Here is a 15,941-nt window from a genome sequence, read left to right on the forward strand (position 1 = left end):
TTCAATTCGCGTCTTGCATCAGCTCGATCTGTCGGCAGTGCCGGCAGGTGCGTAGTGCACGGAAAGTCTATCCATCGCATTATTCGGGAGGACGATTCATGAGCAGCCTGAACGACGATATCAGCAGCAATGTCCTGCGCCAGATGAAAGCTGGCGGTTTCGACTTTACCCGCATCCACCCCATCGAGTTCTACGCGGTATTTCCAGATGAAGCCGGCGCGCGGCGGGCAGCCGGGCAGTTTCGTGGCGAATCGTTGAATGCTCAGGTGCGTGAACTGGACGATGGCGCGTGGCACCTGGAACTGAGCAAGGTCATGTATGCCACCTATGGCGGGATTGGTGATTTCGAAGAGGCCTTCGAGCAGGTCGTTTCACCCTGTGGCGGCGAAGTGGAGGGGTGGGGCGTCAAGCAGGAAAGGCTGATTGCCTGAAGGCATGTGTCACCTTCTTCGCGGGTGCATCACAAGGCCCGAGGCAGTGATATCCCTGTAGGAGCGGGTTTACCCGCGAAGAAGGCTACCGATTTAAAGGCCTGCGCCCGGCCATATGTTTCAGATAAGCCAGCAGCGCATCCAGCTCCCGTTCACTCAGCACGCTATCGGCGAATCCGGGCATCCGCGCCTGCGGCCATTGCCGCAAGCTCTGCGGGTCACGAATGTAGCTGCGCAGATACTCAGGCTGGAAATACTCGGTCGGGTTGTGCGGCACATTCAGGTCCGGCCCGAACTGGGCATCCCCCGCACCGTTGAGCCGATGGCAGGCCAGGCAGTTCTGCTGGAACAGGGCGAAGCCCTGGCGTACCGGGTCATTGGCTGCCAGCCTGGGGTCGGGCAGCAGTGCCGGGAAACGTTGTTCGACCGGCGCCAGGCGGCGGATCGTGGCGACCTGGAATGGCCATTGTTCGGGGCGAATGCCGCTGGCCTGCGGGTTGGTCCACACCAGGTAGAACGGGCCGGCGCTCGGCTTGCCGTCACCCAGCGCAGGCCACGGTTTGGCCGGGTCCTCGACGGCCAGCCAGGCGCGTGCCGGCGCCTGCTGCAGTAGCGGCCCGGCTGGCATTTCCGCGGCAAAGCCGTCCAGCGCCACCGCCTGCAGATGGTCGTCGGCTTTGACCCCTTGCAGCAGTGCCGCCAGTGGCACGGCGCGAAAATGCATGGGCCGCTTGTAGGAAACGTCCTGATCGATGTCGATATCGCGGGCCTGAGGGTGCTGCAACAGTTCGCCGGTGGACCATTCCCGGGTGCTGTCACCCAGCTCCAGGTGCAACTGCGCCGCCGACAGCGGCAGGCTCAACACCAGGGCTACCAGAGCCAGGCAATGACGCATGGGCAATCTCCGATCTGAAAACCGCAAGATTAACCCAAGCGAAGCATTGACGCTGTCAGCCGAACAACCGCGTGAGGTTGGGAAGAATCAGCAGCAAAGTCGTGGCGAAGAGAATGAGCCCGGCTTGGCGAAGTTTTGATTGTCTGAACATGGCGGACCGCCTTCTTGTTGTTATTCCTGAATACCCGGTGGCTTCCTTGTCGGGTCTGCTTGCCTCATGTATGTGGATATAAACCACCCACAGGGCGAGCGTCATGCATTGTCGAGAACGCTTTGTTCTAAAGGGGCCAAATACGATGCCGTTTGGCTATGAGGCCTTTAGCCATCGCGCTGGCAAGCTCTGCCTAGACAGCCGCAGATCCCCCCTTGGATATTCGACAAAATGTGACCGTTCGTCAGTGCAGCCTACTTGCTTGTACGTGGCTTTCGCGTCAGTCTCTACAGCAGATTCCCACCCATGTCGTTCAGGACTATCCCTATGTCGTTACGCATCTGCATCCTTGAAACCGATGTCCTGCGACCGGAGTTGACCGCGCAGTACCAGGGCTACGGAAGGATGTTCGAGCAGCTCTTCTCGCGTCAGCCGATCGCAGCCGAGTTTCGTGTGTACAACGTGATGAACGGCGTGTACCCGCCCGACGGCGAACGCTTCGATGCGTACCTGGTGACGGGCAGCAAGGCCGACTCGTTCGGCAGCGACCCCTGGATCCAGACGCTCAAGGCCTACCTGCTCAAGCTCTACGAGCGTGGCGAGAAGCTGCTGGGTGTGTGCTTCGGCCATCAACTGCTGGCATTGACCCTGGGTGGCAAGGCCGAGCGCGCCGACCAGGGCTGGGGCGTGGGCGTGCACCGCTACTCGCTGGCGGCGCATGCACCGTGGATGGACCCGGAGGTTTCCGAGCTGACCTTGCTGATCAGCCATCAAGACCAGGTCACCGAGCTGCCGGAAGGCGCCACGGTAATCGCCTCCAGCGACTTCTGCCCGAATGCGGCGTATCACATCCGCGACCAGGTGCTTTGTTTCCAGGGCCACCCCGAGTTCGTCCACGACTACTCGCGGGCGCTGCTCGATGCGCGTCAGGAGTACCTCGGGGACGAGGTGTACCAAAAGGCGATTGCCAGCCTGGCCACCGAGCACCAGGGCGACCTGGTGGGCGAATGGATGCTGCGCTTCATCCAGCAGCCGGCCAAGGCCAGCGACAGCGCCGCCTGATTCGCCGGGGCCGCACAGCGGCCCCGGCACGCTAAAGCCAGCCGGCTTTCTTGAAGCTGGCAAACAACCCCGTACACCCCAGCGCGATCACACCCAGCACTGCGAAGTAGCCATAGTGCCACCCCAACTCTGGCATGTTCTGGAAGTTCATCCCGTAGATCCCGGCAATCGCCGTGGGGAAGGCCAGGATCGCCGCCCACGCGGCGAACTTGCGCTGCACGATGCTCTGCCGTGACGATTCCAGCAGCATGCCGATTTCGATGGTCTGGCTGGCGATGTCGCGAATCCCGGCCAGGTCCTCCATCTGCCGCGTCACGTGGATCTGCACGTCACGAAAGTACGGGCGCATGTTCTTGTCGATGAACGGGAAGCTCAGGCGCTGCAGTTCCTCGCTGATTTCCACCATCGGCGCCACATAGCGGCGCAGGCGCAGGATGTCGCGGCGCAGCCCGTGCAGGCGCTGGATATCCTCCTCCTGCAGCGTGGTGCTCAGCACGCTCTGTTCCAGCTCCTCGATCTCGCCATGAATGGCCTCGCTGACCGGCTGGTAGTTCTCGGTGACGAAGTCGAGCAGGGCATACAGCACGAAGTCTTCGCCATGTTCGAGCAGCAGCGGGCGCGCCTCGCAGCGCTGGCGCACCAGCGCGTAGGATTTCGAGTGGCCATTGCGGCAGGTGATGATGTAGCCGTTGCCGGCGAAGATGTGGGTTTCGATGAACTCCAGCTTGCCCTGATGGCGGACTGGCGAATAGGTGACGATGAACAGCGCGTCACCGAATGTTTCCAGCTTGGGCCGGCTGTGTTTTTCCAGCGCGTCCTCGATGGCCAGTTCGTGGAGGTTGAACTGGCACTGCAAGTTGGCCAGTTCCTCGGCGTTGGGCTCTTCCAGGCCGATCCACACGAAGTGCCCCGGCTTGCGCGCCCACTCGCTGCCTTCGTCGATATTGATGTTGGTGACCTTTCTGCCGGCGGCATACACCGCCGATGCCACGACTCGACCCATGGTTATCCACTTGTTCGGTTGTACACGGGTTACAGCTTGGGCTGTAGTTGGCTGCAGAGCAACTGGCGGCGCAAGCTTGCTCGCGATCAAAGCAACCTAGGCCTTTGCCAGTTCGTTTTCCATGTTATCGATGCACAGCTGCATCTGTGTGCGGCACTGTTCGATCAGTGCGGGCAGGTCCTGCTGGCTGAGGCCGCGGGTGGCGATCGGCGGCAACGAGCGCACGATCACGGTCCGCCGCCGCCAGCTGTTCAGGCTCAGGCGCCGGGCATAGCGGCTGACGCACACCGGGACGATCGGTACGCCGGCCTCCACGGCCATGTGAAAGGCGCCTTTCTTGAACGCCAGCAATTGTTCGTCGGGGTTGCGCGTGCCTTCCGGGAAGATCCAGATCGAGGTGTCATCCTGCAGGATGCGCGTGGTGGTCTGCATGGCCTTGCGCGCCTGGTAGGCGTTTTTACGGTCGACCAGCACATTGCCACCGAGCCAGAACAGCTGGCCGAACAGCGGGATCCAGCCGAGGCTCTTCTTGCCAATGGCAACGGTGCGTTGCGGTACCACATGGCCGAGGATGAACAGGTCGAAGTTGGACTGGTGATTGGCGACGATCACGCAGCCGGGTGGTTGGTCCCACAGCGGGCCGACTTCGGCCTTGACCTTGATGCGCATCAGCCAGGTGGCTGGCACGCTGTAGAGGCGCGCGAAGACACGGCTGTTATCGCGGTTGAAGGGGCGCAGCAGGCCGATCAGCAGGCCGATGACGCCCACCAGCAGAAAATGCAGCCCCAGCAGGAACATGCGAAGCGAGTAAAGCATGGTACGACTCACACCAGACAGTCGCGACGCAGTGTACGGCTGTGCACTGGCCGCGGCAAACCCTGGTGTGAACCGGTGTACTCAGCCCATGTGGCCCTGGTCGAGCAGGATCGCTTCGTCGAGGCTATCCAGCAGCGCCTTGCGCACCTTCAGCTTGGTGTTCTTGTGCGCCAGCATGTTCAGCTTCTTCAGCTCGCGGGCCACGCCCTGGGCGACCTCAAGCAGCTGCTCGGCTGGCACGACCTTGTCGAGGAAGCCGGCATCCAGGGCATCCTTGGGCTCGAACATTTCGGCATTGATCACCGAGCGGTGGAAGGCCGAGCGACGCAGGCGGTCGCGGGCCAGTTCGATGCCGGCGTGGTGCATGGTCATGCCGATCTGCACTTCGTTCAGGCCGATCTTGTACGGCCCTTCGACGCCGATACGGTAGTCGGCCGACAGCAGCAGGAAAGCGCCCTTGGCCACGGCATGGCCGGGGCAGGCGACGATCACCGGGAACGGGTGCGAGAGCAGGCGGCGGGCCAGGGTGGAACCGGCGGTGACCAGGGCGACGGCTTCTTTCGGGCCGGAGGTCATCACCTTGAGGTCGTAGCCACCCGAGAGGATGCCTGGCTGGCCGGTGATGATCACCACGGCGCGTTCCTGCGTGGCGCGGTCGAGGGCGGCATTGAAGGCCGCGATGACATCCGGCGAGATGGCGTTGACCTTGCCGTTGTTCAGGGTCAGGGTGGCGATGCCGTCTTCGGCGTGGTAGGTAATCAGCTCGCTCATGGCGCAATCCTTAGGGTGACGTGGCGAAGACGTTACCCAGCACCGCGAGCCAGGTAAAGCAGCAAGGCTGACCGGCCAGTCAGCGTCGGGATGCAATGCCTTGTGCGGCGAGGGTGCAGCGTTTGTGGAGAGTAAAAGCGCTGGCCAGATTGGCCGCTTTGCCCTGGCAACCCCGGCTTTTCAGTGGGTTGGCTTAAATGCATGAAAAATTTGAAAAAAATGCTTGCCAAAGAAAAGCTCTTCTACTAAATTAGCGCGCCTCGACGGGGTGAAAGCCTTGAAGAGAAAACGGTGAAGTGTCCGAGTGGTCGAAGGAGCACGCCTGGAAAGTGTGTATACGAGAAATCGTATCAAGGGTTCAAATCCCTTCTTCACCGCCACATTCTGCAAAAGCCCCCGAGCTGAAAAGCTCGGGGGCTTTTGCATTTTGGGGCCGTGTAGCAACCGGGCCCTGGCCCCGCCGGGGGCTCAATCGGCAGGTGGCGGGCGGCGATGCTGGCGCCAGGTGTCGTCGATCTTCGACCAGGTCTTGCCGTCGGTGATGGCCATCAGTTTGCGCCCATCCTTGAAGGTGGCCAGGAAGGTGGCTTCTTCCTCTTTGCCGCCCAGCCAGAGCCCGGCCAGCAACCCCACCGGGCCGGCCACCAGCGCCCCGGCCACGCCCCAGCCGAGGGCGGTGCCCAGGCTGCGGCTGGACTCCAGGCTGGCCAGGCGCAGGTCAACGATGCGGGCCAGTAAGATGCGCTCCCCGGGTGAAGGGCTGCGCGGGGTCTTGAGTGTGAGCGATCCATTGCGAAACTCGCCTTCACCTTGCAAGAAATCGCCGGATTGCACCGTGAGTCTTGTCATTGAGTCGTCCTGTCAGTGAAAGGTCTGTGACCAGCGCTTACTGAGCGCCGCCGGGGCAGGCAAGTCAACGGCCAGGCGACGGAGGGTAATGCGGCGGGTCGTCACGTCCGCTGATGGCCTCAAGCCAGTTGCGCGGCGGCCTTGCGCTGCGAAACGCCCCATACCACCAAGGCCAGCGTGCCGATCACCAGGCCTGCCACCACGATGCCCATCCACCCTTGGCGCTGGAACAGTTGCGTGCCCAGCAACGAGCCTAGCGCACCGCCGATGAAGTAACAGGTGATGTAGCCGGCATTCAGCCGCGTGCGTGCTTCGGGGCGCAAGGCGATCACGGCATTCTGGTTGCTCACGTGTACCAGCTGCACGGCCAGGTCCAGGGCCAGTACGCCGACCAGCAACGCCAGCAGCGAGGTTTCGGCAAAACCCAGCGGGACCCACGACAGCAGCAGCGCCGCCAGGCCAACAGTGGTGCCCAGCGAGCCCTTGCCACGGTCGGCCAGGCGCCCGGCCCAGTTGGCCGCCAGTGCACCCGCGGCGCCGGCCAGGCCGAACAGCCCGATGGCCGCGTCGGAGTAGTGATAGGGCTCGCGTGCCAGCAGGAACGCCAGCGGTGTCCAGAACAGCGCGAACAGGCTGAACGCCAGCAGGCCGAGCAGCGAGCGCAGGCGCAGCACCGGCTCTTCGATGAATAGGCGGAACACCGAGCCGATCAGCGCCGGGTATTTCAAGCCGGCATGGCTATTGTGTTCGGGCAGGTTGCGGTACAGCGCCAGCGCGGTGAGTGCCATCAGCACGGCGGCCAGCACATAGATGCTGCGCCAGCCGCCCAGCTCGGCCATGAAACCGGCGGCTGTGCGCGCCAGCAGGATGCCGAGCAGCAACCCACTCATCAAGGTGCCCACTGCGCGGCCGCGCTGATGCGGCTCGCTCAGGGTCGCCGCCATGGGCACGAGGATCTGCGCCACCACCGAGAACAGGCCGGTGAGCGCGGTACCGAGCAACAACCAGGGCAGGCTTGGGGCGCAGGCGCTGATGACCAGGCCCAAGGTGGAGATAGCGGTCATCACCACGATCAGCCGGCGCTGCTCGAACAGGTCACCCAGCGGTGCCAGCAGCAGCAGGCCGGCGCCGTAGCTCAGTTGCGCGGCGATGACGATGCTGCCGGCGCTGGCGGTACTCAGGCCGAACTGTTGGGCGATGCTGTGCAGCAGCGGTTGGGCGTAATAATTGCTGGCCACGGCCAGGCCGGTGGCGGTGGCCATCAGCAGGATCAGCGCGCGGCTCAAGGAGGGGGATTTCATGGGGTTCTCGTTGGGGGCTGGGGTGTTCGTCGATAAATTTGTTGCGCCTGTGAGATCGAGCGCCGCACGTGCGGCGTACAGGCTGTTGCAACGTGCCGAACCTGTTACGCCAGGGTTGCCAGCCCGCGCGCAGGCCTGTAGGAGCGGATTTGTCCGCGAGGCGCCGCGCGGGCGGCGCTCGATCTGCGCACCAGCATACAACTCAAGGCATGCGCATCGCCGCCCTGACACTCTCCCTCAAGCCGCAAACCCACCATCGGCCAGCAAGCTGGCCCCGGTGATGTAACCCGCCTCAGGCCCGGCCAGGTACGCCACGAAGCTGGCAATCTCGTCTGCCTGCCCATACCGCCCGATCGCCATCAGCGGAATCAGGCTTTCGGCGAACTCGCCACTGGCCGGGTTCATGTCGGTGTCCACCGGCCCTGGCTGCACGTTGTTCACGGTAATCCCCTGCGGCCCGAGGTCGCGGGCCATGCCCTTGGTCAGGCCGACCAGCGCCGACTTGCTCATGGCATACGGGGCGCCTCCGGCGAACGGCATGCGTTCGGCGTTGGTGCTGCCGATGTTGATGATGCGCCCGCCCTGGCCCATGTAGCGTGCTGCGGCCTGGCTGGCGACGAACACGCTGCGCACGTTGACTGCGAGGGTGCGGTCGAAGTCCGCCAGGTCGAACTCGGCCAGCGGCGCAACCGCCAGCACGCCGGCATTGTTGACCAGGATGTCGAGGCGGCCGAAAGCCTTCACCGCGTCGTCGATCGCCAGTTGCAGGGCGGCGGCGTCGGCGCTGTCGGCGCGCAAGGCCAGGGCCTGACCGCCACCAGCCTTGACCTCTTCGGCCAGCGCTTCGGCCGGGCCGGCAGAACTGACGTAGGTGAAGGCCACCTGTGCACCTTCTCGGGCCAGGCGTCGCACGATGGCTGCGCCGATACCGCGCGAGCCGCCTTGGACGAAGGCCACTTTGCCTTCGAGGGTAAGTTGCTTGGACATGCTGATCTCCTGCTGGAAGCAAGGCCGAATGCCTTGGATGGACGCAGTATCGACCGCTGATTACCTGCTGATAAGATGGCAATCACTATTAGCAGAGTAAACCTTTGGTTGGTAATCAATGGCCATGGAATCCTTCAACGCCCTCGAGTGCTTCATCCGAAGTGCCGAGGTGGGCAGTTTCGCCGAGGCAGCCCGGCGTCTGAGCATCACCCCGGCGGCGGTGGGCAAGCACGTTGCCCAGTTGGAGGCGCGCCTCGGGGTGCGGCTGTTCCAGCGTAGTACGCGCAAGCTGACCCTGACCGAAGCCGGGCAGCGATTTCTGGGCGAGGTGAGCGACAGCTTCCGCACCATCCAGTACGCCGTGGCCAACCTGGCCAGCGCCGAAGGGCAGCCGGCCGGGCTGCTGCGGGTGAGCATGGGTACCGTGTTCGGCCGCTTGTACGTGCTGCCGCTGCTCGGCGAGTTTCTGCAGCGTTATCCGGCGATCACCCCCGACTGGCATTTTGACAACCGCCAGGTCGACCTGATCGGCCAGGGCTTCGATGCCGCCATAGGCGGTGGTTTCGAGCTGCCGCTGGGCGTGGTGGCGCGCAAGCTGACCCCGGCCCATCGGGTGCTGGTGGCGGCGCCCGGCTACCTGCACCGGCACGCTGCTATCGAAGACCCGCAGGTATTGCAGCGTCACGACGGAATTCTGATCCGTTCCCCACAGACCGGGCGTGTACGTTCCTGGCCCTTGACCAGTCGATGGCAGGAACAACAGCCGTTGCTGTTGCGCCAGGCGATGACCATGAGCGATTCGGACGCGGCGTGTGCGGTGGCGCAGCAAGGGTTGGGCATCGCCCTGGTCAGCTTGCCGTTCGCCGTGCCGTACCTGGAGGCCGGGCAGCTACAGCGGGTGTTGCCGGACTGGTATGTGGATGACGGGCATATCAGCCTGTATTACGCGGAACACAAGCTGTTGCCGGGCAAGACCCGGGCCTTCATCGACTTTGTGGTGGAGCAGTTTGCCGAGCGGGGATTGGCGAGGCGGTTTGATGCTTTGGTCTAGAGTGGTGCCGCCTCAGGCGACATCGATGATGTAGAAAAGCTGATCCCCAAGCCTTACCTCATCCTCGACCTTCTTGCCCACCAGCTGCTGCCCCAAGGGCGAACGGGGCGTGATCACGGTCACCCACTCATCGCCTTCGCCAATCTTCAATCCTGCCGCTTCAGGCCCAAGGAACAGCACGCGCTGCCCACCGTCCTCATCCTCCAGGGTCACCAGATTGCTCACCTGCACCCCTTGCGCCGGGTCATACTCGCGCAACAGCAACTGCTGATAAGTCAGCAGCGCCTGGCGAATCTCGGCCGTGCGCCGCGCCTGCCCGGTGGCCAGGTACGACGCTTCCAGCCCCAGGGTGTCGTACTTGTTCTCGGCGATGTTCTCTTCGGCGGTGGCCGCTTCGTAGGCGGTCTGAGCCGCGCGACGCAATACCTCCATGTCGGTTTCCAGGGCTGCGACGATGCGCGTGAGCAGGATGGCCTTGTCCATGGTCAGTAACAGAACTCCAACACGTTGGCCTGGCTCTTCTCGGTCGGCGCGGTACGGTTCTGCGCAAGCCAGAACTGGCACTTGGGGCTGTTGAGGTTGCGTGGGTTGCCTTGGGCAGCCTCAGCGGCCTGCTGGATTTGCTGCTGGTGCAGGATGTCCTTGTAGCGCTCGAACATCTCGCGCTGCGCGTCCACCGGCTGTGCCGGTGCAGGCTTGCTGTAGGCCGGCGCCACCGCCTGGGCCACGGGGGCCACCTGTTCGGGCCACAGCTGCAGCGCCAGCCACAGGCTCAGGCCAATCGCCACGGCGCCGAGCCACAGGCCCAAGGCCACGCAGAAAATCAGTTGCAGCGGTTTGAGGGTGATCTTCAATTCACGTTGGCGGGGCATGGCAGCTTCCTGGCAGAGCGGGCGAAGGGGGCATTGTCGCATGCTGCTGGAGAATTTTTGTGCGGCGCTTTTGTCGACGACGAATTATCCGCAGAATTCGCCCTTTTCGTGCAAGGCAAGGCAGGGCATATGAAAACCACCTGGGACATTTTCTGCAGTGTCGTCGACAACTATGGCGATATAGGTGTGACCTGGCGCCTGGCCCGGCAGCTGGTGGCCGAGCACGACCTGGCGGTGCGCCTGTGGGTGGACGACCTGAATGCCTTCGTGCCGCTGTGCCCGGGCGCCGATGCCGGTGCCGCGCAGCAATGGCAGCAGGGGGTCGAGGTGCGTGCCTGGCCTGCCGACTGGCAGCCCGCAGAGCCGGCCGACGTGGTGATCGGTGCCTTTGCCTGCCAGTTGCCGGCGGCCTACATCGAGGCGATGCGTGCTCGTCCGGCACCGGTGCTGTGGCTTAACCTTGAATACCTCAGTGCCGAGGACTGGGTCGAAGGCTGCCATGGCTTGCCATCGCCCCAGCCCAATGGCCTGCGCAAGGTGTTCTTCTTTCCGGGCTTCACCGACAAGACCGGTGGGCTGTTGCGCGAGGCCAGCCTGCTGCCGCGCCGGCAAGCCTTTGAGCAGTCGGCCGAGGCGCGTGCGGCGTTTCTCCAGAGCCTGGGCGTACAGGCGCAGCCTGGCGCGCTGCTGCTGTCGCTGTTCGCCTACGAAAACGGGCAGCTGGGGCGCTGGCTCGATGCGCTGGCCGAAGATGCCCAGCCGGTTCACCTGCTGGTCCCGCAAGGGCGCATCCTCGGCGACCTGGGGGCTTGGCTGGGTGAGCAGCAACTGCAAGCTGGCGCTGTGCACCAGCGCGGCACCTTGACCGTGCAAATCCTGCCGTTCGTCAGTCAGGATGACTATGACCGTCTGCTGTGGAGCTGCGATTTCAACGCGGTGCGCGGGGAAGATTCGTTCGTCCGCGCCCAGTGGGCCGGACGGCCGATGCTGTGGCACATCTATGTGCAGGAGGAAAATGCCCACTGGGAAAAGCTCGAAGCCTTCCTCAGCCATTATCGACAGGGCTTGTCGGACGCCGCCAGCGGGGCGCTGATGGCCTTTTGGCGTGCCTGGAACATGAACCGCGACATGCACGCGGCCTGGCAAGAGGCCCGCAAACACTGGGCGGAACTGCAGCAGCACGCCCGTGATTGGGCCACTTGCCAGGCCGCTCGGCCGGACCTTGCCAAGGCGCTGGTACAGTTTTACCGAAATTGGCTATGATATGCGGCCTCGATTTTTATAAATCCATCCAGATTCGGATACTTCGTAATGAAAACTGGTAAAGAACTGAAACCCGGTACCGTACTGCGGATCGACAACGACCCGTGGCTGGTTCAGAAAGCCGAGTTCACCAAGTCGGGTCGCAACAGCGCGATCATGAAGACCAAGCTGAAGAACCTGCTGACCGGCTACAAGACTGAAACCGTCTACGGTGCAGACGACAAGCTGGACGACGTGATCCTGGATCGCAAAGAAGCGACCCTGTCGTTCATCAACGGTGACGAATACACCTTCATGGACACCACCGACTACACCATGTACGAGCTGAACGCCGAGGACATCGAAGCCGTTCTGCCGTACATCGAAGAAGGCATGGAAGACGTCTGCGAAGCCGTGTTCTTCGAAGGCCGCCTGGTATCGGTTGAACTGCCGACCACCATCAGCCGTCAGGTCGAGTACACCGAGAACGCTGCTCGCGGCGACACCTCGGGCAAGGTCATGAAGCCTGCCAAGCTGAAGAACGGTACCGAGATCTCGGTAGCCGACTTCATCGAGATCGGTGAGTTCATCGACATCGACACGCGCGACAACAGCTTCAAAGGCCGCTCCAAGAAGTAATCCTTCTTGCGAAACGCAAAAACCCGGCCTTGGCCGGGTTTTTTTGTGCCTGTGATTTACACGGTCACGTGCAGGCGCACGTCCACATTGCCGCGGGTGGCGTTGGAATAAGGGCAGACCTTATGAGCCTTTTCCACCAGCGCTTCGGCGTCAGCCTGGGCCAGGCCCGGCAGGTTGATGTTCAGGTCGATGTCCAGGCCGAAACCACCAGGGATCTGGCCGATGCCGACCTTGGCGGTGATCGAGGCATCCGCGGGCAGGGCTTTCTTCTCCTGGCCGGCAACGAACTTCAGTGCGCCGATGAAGCAGGCCGAGTAGCCGGCGGCGAACATCTGTTCAGGGTTGGTGCCGTCACCACCGGCGCCGCCGAGTTCCTTGGGGGTGCTCAGCCTGACTTCCAGCTTGCCGTCGCTGGAGCGGGATTTGCCGTCGCGACCGCCGGTGGAAGTGGCTTCTGCGATGTACAGCGGAGTGACCTTTTGCATCTTGAGCCTCGCTAGTGTGCTGTGCGCCCCTGGTGATCAGGTGGCGTCGTGTGGGTACGGGATTTAAATTAGCGCGCAATTAGTTAGTGCGCAAGATAAATATTCACCGTTCATCGGAACGAGCAACACACAGCGTAGCCGTCAGAGGTTTTTTTGCAGGCTGTCGCGCAGCTCCAGCAGGTCAGTCTGCAGCTGTTGCAGGCGTTCGAGGCTGCGGCCGCTGGCCTTCAGAATGCATTGGGGCACTTCCCGAGCCTGCTGCTGCAGGGCGCGGCCCTTGTCGGTCAGCTGCACCAGCACCACACGCTCATCTTCGCGGCTGCGGTTGCGCTGCAGCAGGCCTTCGCTTTCCAGGCGCTTGAGCAGGGGCGTGAGCGAACCGGGGTCGGTCAGCAGGTGCTGGCTGATTTCGCCTACGGTAAGACCGTCCTGCTCCCACAGCACGAGCATGGCCAGATACTGCGGGTAGGTCAGGCCCAGTGCTTGCAGCAGAGGCTTGTAGACCTTGGTCATCAGCAACGAGGTGGAGTGCAGAGCAAAGCAGACCTGGTTGTCCAGCAGCAGCTCGTCACAAGAGGCTTGAGTGTTGGCGTTCATGCAGGTCCTTGAATGTCATCAATGGAGAAATCTAGCACGCTGAAGGTTGGGGCGCTTACTGCCAGCGCAGTTCACTGCGCAGCGCCAGGTCCCAGGGTGGAACCGGGCTGAAGCGGCTCTTGAGAAATTCGAGCAGCAAACGGCTGCGAGAGTTCGTTTCATGTTCAAGGCGCAGTGCATAAATGCCGCTGGTTTCGGCTTCGGGCAGGCCGCTGTCGCAGAACAGCGGCAGCAGTTCGCCGCGCAGCAGGTAGTCGCTGATCAGCCAGGTAGGCAGGTGGGCGATGCCGAGGCCGGCGAGGGCGCCGAACAGCAGGGTCTCGGCGTTGTTGGCAGCCATGCGCATGCGCGCCGGGCGGTACAGGCGCATCTGCCCGTCGACTGCGAAGCGCCAGGCGAACGGTGGTGCCAGGCCGTCCCAGTCGAGGCCGTCGTGGCCGGGCAGCTCGCTGGGGCAGCTGGGCATGCCGCGGCTGGCCAGGTAGGCCGGGCTGGCGCAGGCGATGCGTACCATGTGCGCCAGCTTGGTGGCCACCAGCCGGGTATCGGCCAAGGGGCCGGCGCGCAGCACCAGGTCGACCTCGCCCAGGTGGCTGCCATGCAGGTCGACGAAACTGTCGATCAGGCGCAATTGCACGTCCAGGCCCGGATAGGCCACCAGGAAATCGGCGATTGCCGGCGCCAGGTGACGGCGGCCGAAGGCGGCCGGGGCATCGATGCGGATCAAGCCTTCCGGGGCACTGCTCAGCGATACGGCTTCGGCGCGGGCCAGGCGCAGCTCTTCGAGAATGCGCCGGGCGCGTTCGGCAAAGGCATTGCCCGCCGGGGTGGCGCGTACGGCATGGGTGCTGCGCGTGAACAGGCGGCTACCGACGGCGCTCTCCAGGTTGTCGATGCGCCGAGCCACGGCGGACGGGGTCAGTGGATGGCGGCGAGCGGCAGCAGAGAAGCTTCCGCTATCCAGCACATCAAGAAACAGGCTCAACTGGTCGGTCAGGGTGTCGGGGTTCATGATCATTCGCTTTTGCAAGAAACGCATAGCCATTGTGCGTTGCTGTGCGTTTCCCCGCCAGAGCGCAATCGTTAGCATGCCCGCATTACCAACGCAGGCGGATGAGGCCCTGATGATCGAGTGGTTGTTGTATATCGTACTGGGCGCCGGCCTGGGCACCATGGGTGGGTTGTTCGGTATCGGCGGCGGGCTGATCGCCATCCCGGCACTGGGCGTGCTGTTTGGCCTCGACCAGCAGTTGGCGCAAGGCACGGCGCTGGTCATGGTGGTGCCGAACGTGCTGCTGGCGCTGTGGCGTTATCACCAGCGCAACCGCATCGAGCTGCGCCATGCCGTGCCGCTTTCTTTGTGCAGCTTCCTGTTCGCCTGGCTCGGCTCGGTCTGGGCGGTGGGTATCGATGCCCACTCGATGCGCCTGGGCTTTGTCGGCTTCCTGGTGGCGCTGGCGATCTGGAACGTGGCGCGGATGTTCCTCAAGGTCTCGCCGCCCAGCGCCGAGCTGCGTTACGCCTGGCCCTGGCTGGGTGTGCTGGGCAGCTTTGCCGGCACCATGGGCGGGTTGTTCGGTGTCGGCGGTGCCGTGGTGGCCACGCCGATCCTGACCAGTGTGTTCGGTACCACCCAGGTGGTGGCGCAGGGCCTGTCGCTGGCGCTCGCGGCGCCGAGTACCTTGGTGACCCTGGTGACCTATGGGGTGCACCACAGCGTCGACTGGAGCGTGGGTATTCCCCTGGCAGTCGGCGGGCTGTTGAGCATCAGCTGGGGGGTAAGGCTGGCGCACGCGCTGCCCGAGAAAGCACTGCGGGCGATGTTCTGTGTGTTCCTGGTGGTGTGTGCGGTGATGCTGGGCTTCGAGGTGTAGGGGTCACATGAACCCCTCGACGATGTAGTCGGCCATGCAGTCGGTGATCGGCGACTGGCTCTGGCTGTTGCGCAACAGCATCACGTTGGCCACCGGCAACTGCGGCAAGCCTTCGTTTTCGCCGAGAATGCGCAGGTTGCCGCCGATCAGGCTCTGCAATTGCGCGGTCACTGCCAACCCTGCGGTGACGATGGCAAAGATCGCTGCCAGGCTGGGGCTGGTGTAGGCGATGCGGTAGTCGATGCCTTGGGCCTCCAGAGCGTTGCAGGTCCAGGCACGGCAGAAGCAGTCGGTGTTGAACAGCGCCAAGGGCATTGGCCGTTGTTCCTGCGGGCAGAAGCCTTCGGCGGCTGCCCATACCAGGCGTTCCTGACGCAGCAACTGGCCAACCTCGTTGCCCGGTTCGCGGGTGACGATGGTCAGGTCCAGGTCCTGGCGCAGCATCAATTGCCTGGACGAGTCGCAATGCACCTCCACCTGCACCAGCGGGTAGGCCTGGGCGAAGCTGGAGAGGATGGTCGGCAGGAAGCGCATGGCGTAGTCGTCCGGCGTGCCGATGCGCACCATCCCGACCATGTGTGGCATGCGCAGGGTGTTGAACACTTCGCCATGCAATTTGAGGATGCGCCGGGCGTAGCCGAGCAGCACCTGGCCCTCGGCGGTAAGCCGGACCTGACGGCCGTCACGCTCGAACAACTGGCGCTGCAGGATGTCTTCTTCCAGGCGTTTCATCTGCATGCTCACCGCCGACTGGGTGCGGTTGACCACTTCACCGGCGCGGGTGAAGCCGCCTTGTTCGGCGATGGCGACAAAGGTGCGCAGCACGTCGGCATCAAGGCTCTGGTACTGGGACATTGCATCAATCTCCGAGATGCATGGCATCAGAAACATTCGTTGGATTGATCTTAAGCCTGG

19 protein-coding genes and 1 tRNA gene are annotated in these 15,941 nt (G+C 63.3%); 7 read left to right on the forward strand and 13 right to left on the reverse strand.

Features of this window, described 5'->3' with window-relative positions; genetic code table 11:
* Positions 1-98 precede the first annotated feature (98 nt).
* Positions 99-431: a ribonuclease E inhibitor RraB gene (locus HU738_RS01145; RefSeq protein WP_176507324.1), complete on the forward strand. Its 333-nt coding sequence runs from the start codon at positions 99-101 to the stop codon at positions 429-431.
* An 85-nt stretch (positions 432-516) separates the two neighbouring features.
* Here HU738_RS01145 and HU738_RS01150 read toward each other — a convergent pair whose 3' ends face one another.
* Positions 517-1,326, reverse strand: a complete 810-nt coding sequence (locus HU738_RS01150) for a c-type cytochrome (RefSeq protein ID WP_186601990.1) — start codon at positions 1,324-1,326, stop codon at positions 517-519.
* Between the two features lie 478 nt (positions 1,327-1,804).
* Here HU738_RS01150 and HU738_RS01155 point away from each other — a divergent pair, with 478 nt between their 5' ends.
* A complete protein-coding gene (locus HU738_RS01155) occupies positions 1,805-2,539 on the forward strand; it encodes an amidotransferase (protein ID WP_054883689.1) in 735 nt (244 codons plus the stop codon).
* 31 nt (positions 2,540-2,570) lie between these two features.
* Here the strand turns inward: HU738_RS01155 and HU738_RS01160 are convergent, their stop codons facing one another.
* The 3 genes from HU738_RS01160 to HU738_RS01170 form a co-directional block, all read right to left on the reverse strand.
* The gene (locus HU738_RS01160; RefSeq protein ID WP_054883690.1) at positions 2,571-3,542 is read right to left on the reverse strand and encodes a magnesium and cobalt transport protein CorA; all 972 of its coding nucleotides are present in this window, start codon (positions 3,540-3,542) and stop codon (positions 2,571-2,573) included.
* Between the two features lie 96 nt (positions 3,543-3,638).
* A complete protein-coding gene (locus HU738_RS01165) occupies positions 3,639-4,358 on the reverse strand; it encodes a lysophospholipid acyltransferase family protein (RefSeq protein WP_176507322.1) in 720 nt (239 codons plus the stop codon).
* Between the two features lie 81 nt (positions 4,359-4,439).
* The gene (locus HU738_RS01170; protein ID WP_176507321.1) at positions 4,440-5,129 is read right to left on the reverse strand and encodes a crotonase/enoyl-CoA hydratase family protein; all 690 of its coding nucleotides are present in this window, start codon (positions 5,127-5,129) and stop codon (positions 4,440-4,442) included.
* Positions 5,130-5,419: 290 nt separating this feature from the next.
* Here HU738_RS01170 and HU738_RS01175 point away from each other — a divergent pair.
* A tRNA-Ser gene (locus tag HU738_RS01175) sits at positions 5,420-5,509 on the forward strand.
* A gap of 88 nt (positions 5,510-5,597) precedes the next feature.
* On the opposite strand, the gene HU738_RS01180 is transcribed toward HU738_RS01175, so the two are convergent.
* The 3 genes from HU738_RS01180 to HU738_RS01190 form a co-directional block, all read right to left on the reverse strand.
* A complete protein-coding gene (locus HU738_RS01180; RefSeq protein WP_186601988.1) occupies positions 5,598-5,978 on the reverse strand; it encodes a hypothetical protein in 381 nt (126 codons plus the stop codon).
* A 119-nt stretch (positions 5,979-6,097) separates the two neighbouring features.
* Complete coding sequence (locus tag HU738_RS01185; protein WP_176507320.1) at positions 6,098-7,279, reverse strand: MFS transporter; 1,182 nt, start codon at positions 7,277-7,279, stop codon at positions 6,098-6,100.
* Between the two features lie 237 nt (positions 7,280-7,516).
* Positions 7,517-8,266, reverse strand: coding sequence for a 3-oxoacyl-ACP reductase family protein (locus HU738_RS01190; RefSeq protein WP_186601986.1), 750 nt, complete (start codon positions 8,264-8,266; stop codon positions 7,517-7,519).
* A gap of 118 nt (positions 8,267-8,384) precedes the next feature.
* Here HU738_RS01190 and HU738_RS01195 point away from each other — a divergent pair, with 118 nt between their 5' ends.
* Positions 8,385-9,317: a LysR family transcriptional regulator gene (locus tag HU738_RS01195; RefSeq protein ID WP_186601984.1), complete on the forward strand. Its 933-nt coding sequence runs from the start codon at positions 8,385-8,387 to the stop codon at positions 9,315-9,317.
* A 12-nt stretch (positions 9,318-9,329) separates the two neighbouring features.
* Here HU738_RS01195 and HU738_RS01200 read toward each other — a convergent pair whose 3' ends face one another.
* Both HU738_RS01200 and HU738_RS01205 read right to left on the reverse strand, forming a co-directional pair.
* Positions 9,330-9,800: a GreA/GreB family elongation factor gene (locus HU738_RS01200; RefSeq protein WP_186601982.1), complete on the reverse strand. Its 471-nt coding sequence runs from the start codon at positions 9,798-9,800 to the stop codon at positions 9,330-9,332.
* Positions 9,801-9,802: 2 nt separating this feature from the next.
* A complete protein-coding gene (locus HU738_RS01205; protein WP_186601980.1) occupies positions 9,803-10,189 on the reverse strand; it encodes a hypothetical protein in 387 nt (128 codons plus the stop codon).
* A gap of 129 nt (positions 10,190-10,318) precedes the next feature.
* Between HU738_RS01205 and earP the strand changes: the two genes are divergently transcribed.
* Both earP and efp read left to right on the forward strand, forming a co-directional pair.
* Positions 10,319-11,452, forward strand: coding sequence for an elongation factor P maturation arginine rhamnosyltransferase EarP (gene earP, locus HU738_RS01210; protein ID WP_186601978.1), 1,134 nt, complete (start codon positions 10,319-10,321; stop codon positions 11,450-11,452).
* A 48-nt stretch (positions 11,453-11,500) separates the two neighbouring features.
* A complete protein-coding gene (efp, locus tag HU738_RS01215) occupies positions 11,501-12,070 on the forward strand; it encodes an elongation factor P (protein WP_054883702.1) in 570 nt (189 codons plus the stop codon).
* A 56-nt stretch (positions 12,071-12,126) separates the two neighbouring features.
* Here the strand turns inward: efp and HU738_RS01220 are convergent, their stop codons facing one another.
* The 3 genes from HU738_RS01220 to HU738_RS01230 all read right to left on the reverse strand — a co-directional run bounded on the left by HU738_RS01220 (position 12,127) and on the right by HU738_RS01230 (position 14,164).
* Positions 12,127-12,555 (reverse strand): organic hydroperoxide resistance protein, encoded by a 429-nt coding sequence (locus tag HU738_RS01220; protein ID WP_176507314.1) that lies wholly within the window; start codon positions 12,553-12,555, stop codon positions 12,127-12,129.
* A gap of 141 nt (positions 12,556-12,696) precedes the next feature.
* Positions 12,697-13,152, reverse strand: a complete 456-nt coding sequence (locus HU738_RS01225; protein ID WP_054883704.1) for a MarR family winged helix-turn-helix transcriptional regulator — start codon at positions 13,150-13,152, stop codon at positions 12,697-12,699.
* Positions 13,153-13,207: 55 nt separating this feature from the next.
* Positions 13,208-14,164: a LysR family transcriptional regulator gene (locus tag HU738_RS01230; RefSeq protein WP_186601977.1), complete on the reverse strand. Its 957-nt coding sequence runs from the start codon at positions 14,162-14,164 to the stop codon at positions 13,208-13,210.
* Positions 14,165-14,276: 112 nt separating this feature from the next.
* Between HU738_RS01230 and HU738_RS01235 the strand changes: the two genes are divergently transcribed.
* Positions 14,277-15,026 carry a sulfite exporter TauE/SafE family protein gene (locus tag HU738_RS01235; RefSeq protein WP_186602221.1) on the forward strand — a complete coding sequence of 250 codons (750 nt, stop codon included), beginning with the start codon at positions 14,277-14,279 and terminating at the stop codon, positions 15,024-15,026.
* 3 nt (positions 15,027-15,029) lie between these two features.
* Here HU738_RS01235 and HU738_RS01240 read toward each other — a convergent pair whose 3' ends face one another.
* Positions 15,030-15,881: a LysR substrate-binding domain-containing protein gene (locus HU738_RS01240; RefSeq protein WP_176507312.1), complete on the reverse strand. Its 852-nt coding sequence runs from the start codon at positions 15,879-15,881 to the stop codon at positions 15,030-15,032.
* Between the last annotated feature and the right edge of the window lie 60 nt (positions 15,882-15,941).

Source organism: Pseudomonas vlassakiae, from assembly GCF_014269035.2.
Classification (GTDB): domain Bacteria; phylum Pseudomonadota; class Gammaproteobacteria; order Pseudomonadales; family Pseudomonadaceae; genus Aquipseudomonas; species Aquipseudomonas vlassakiae.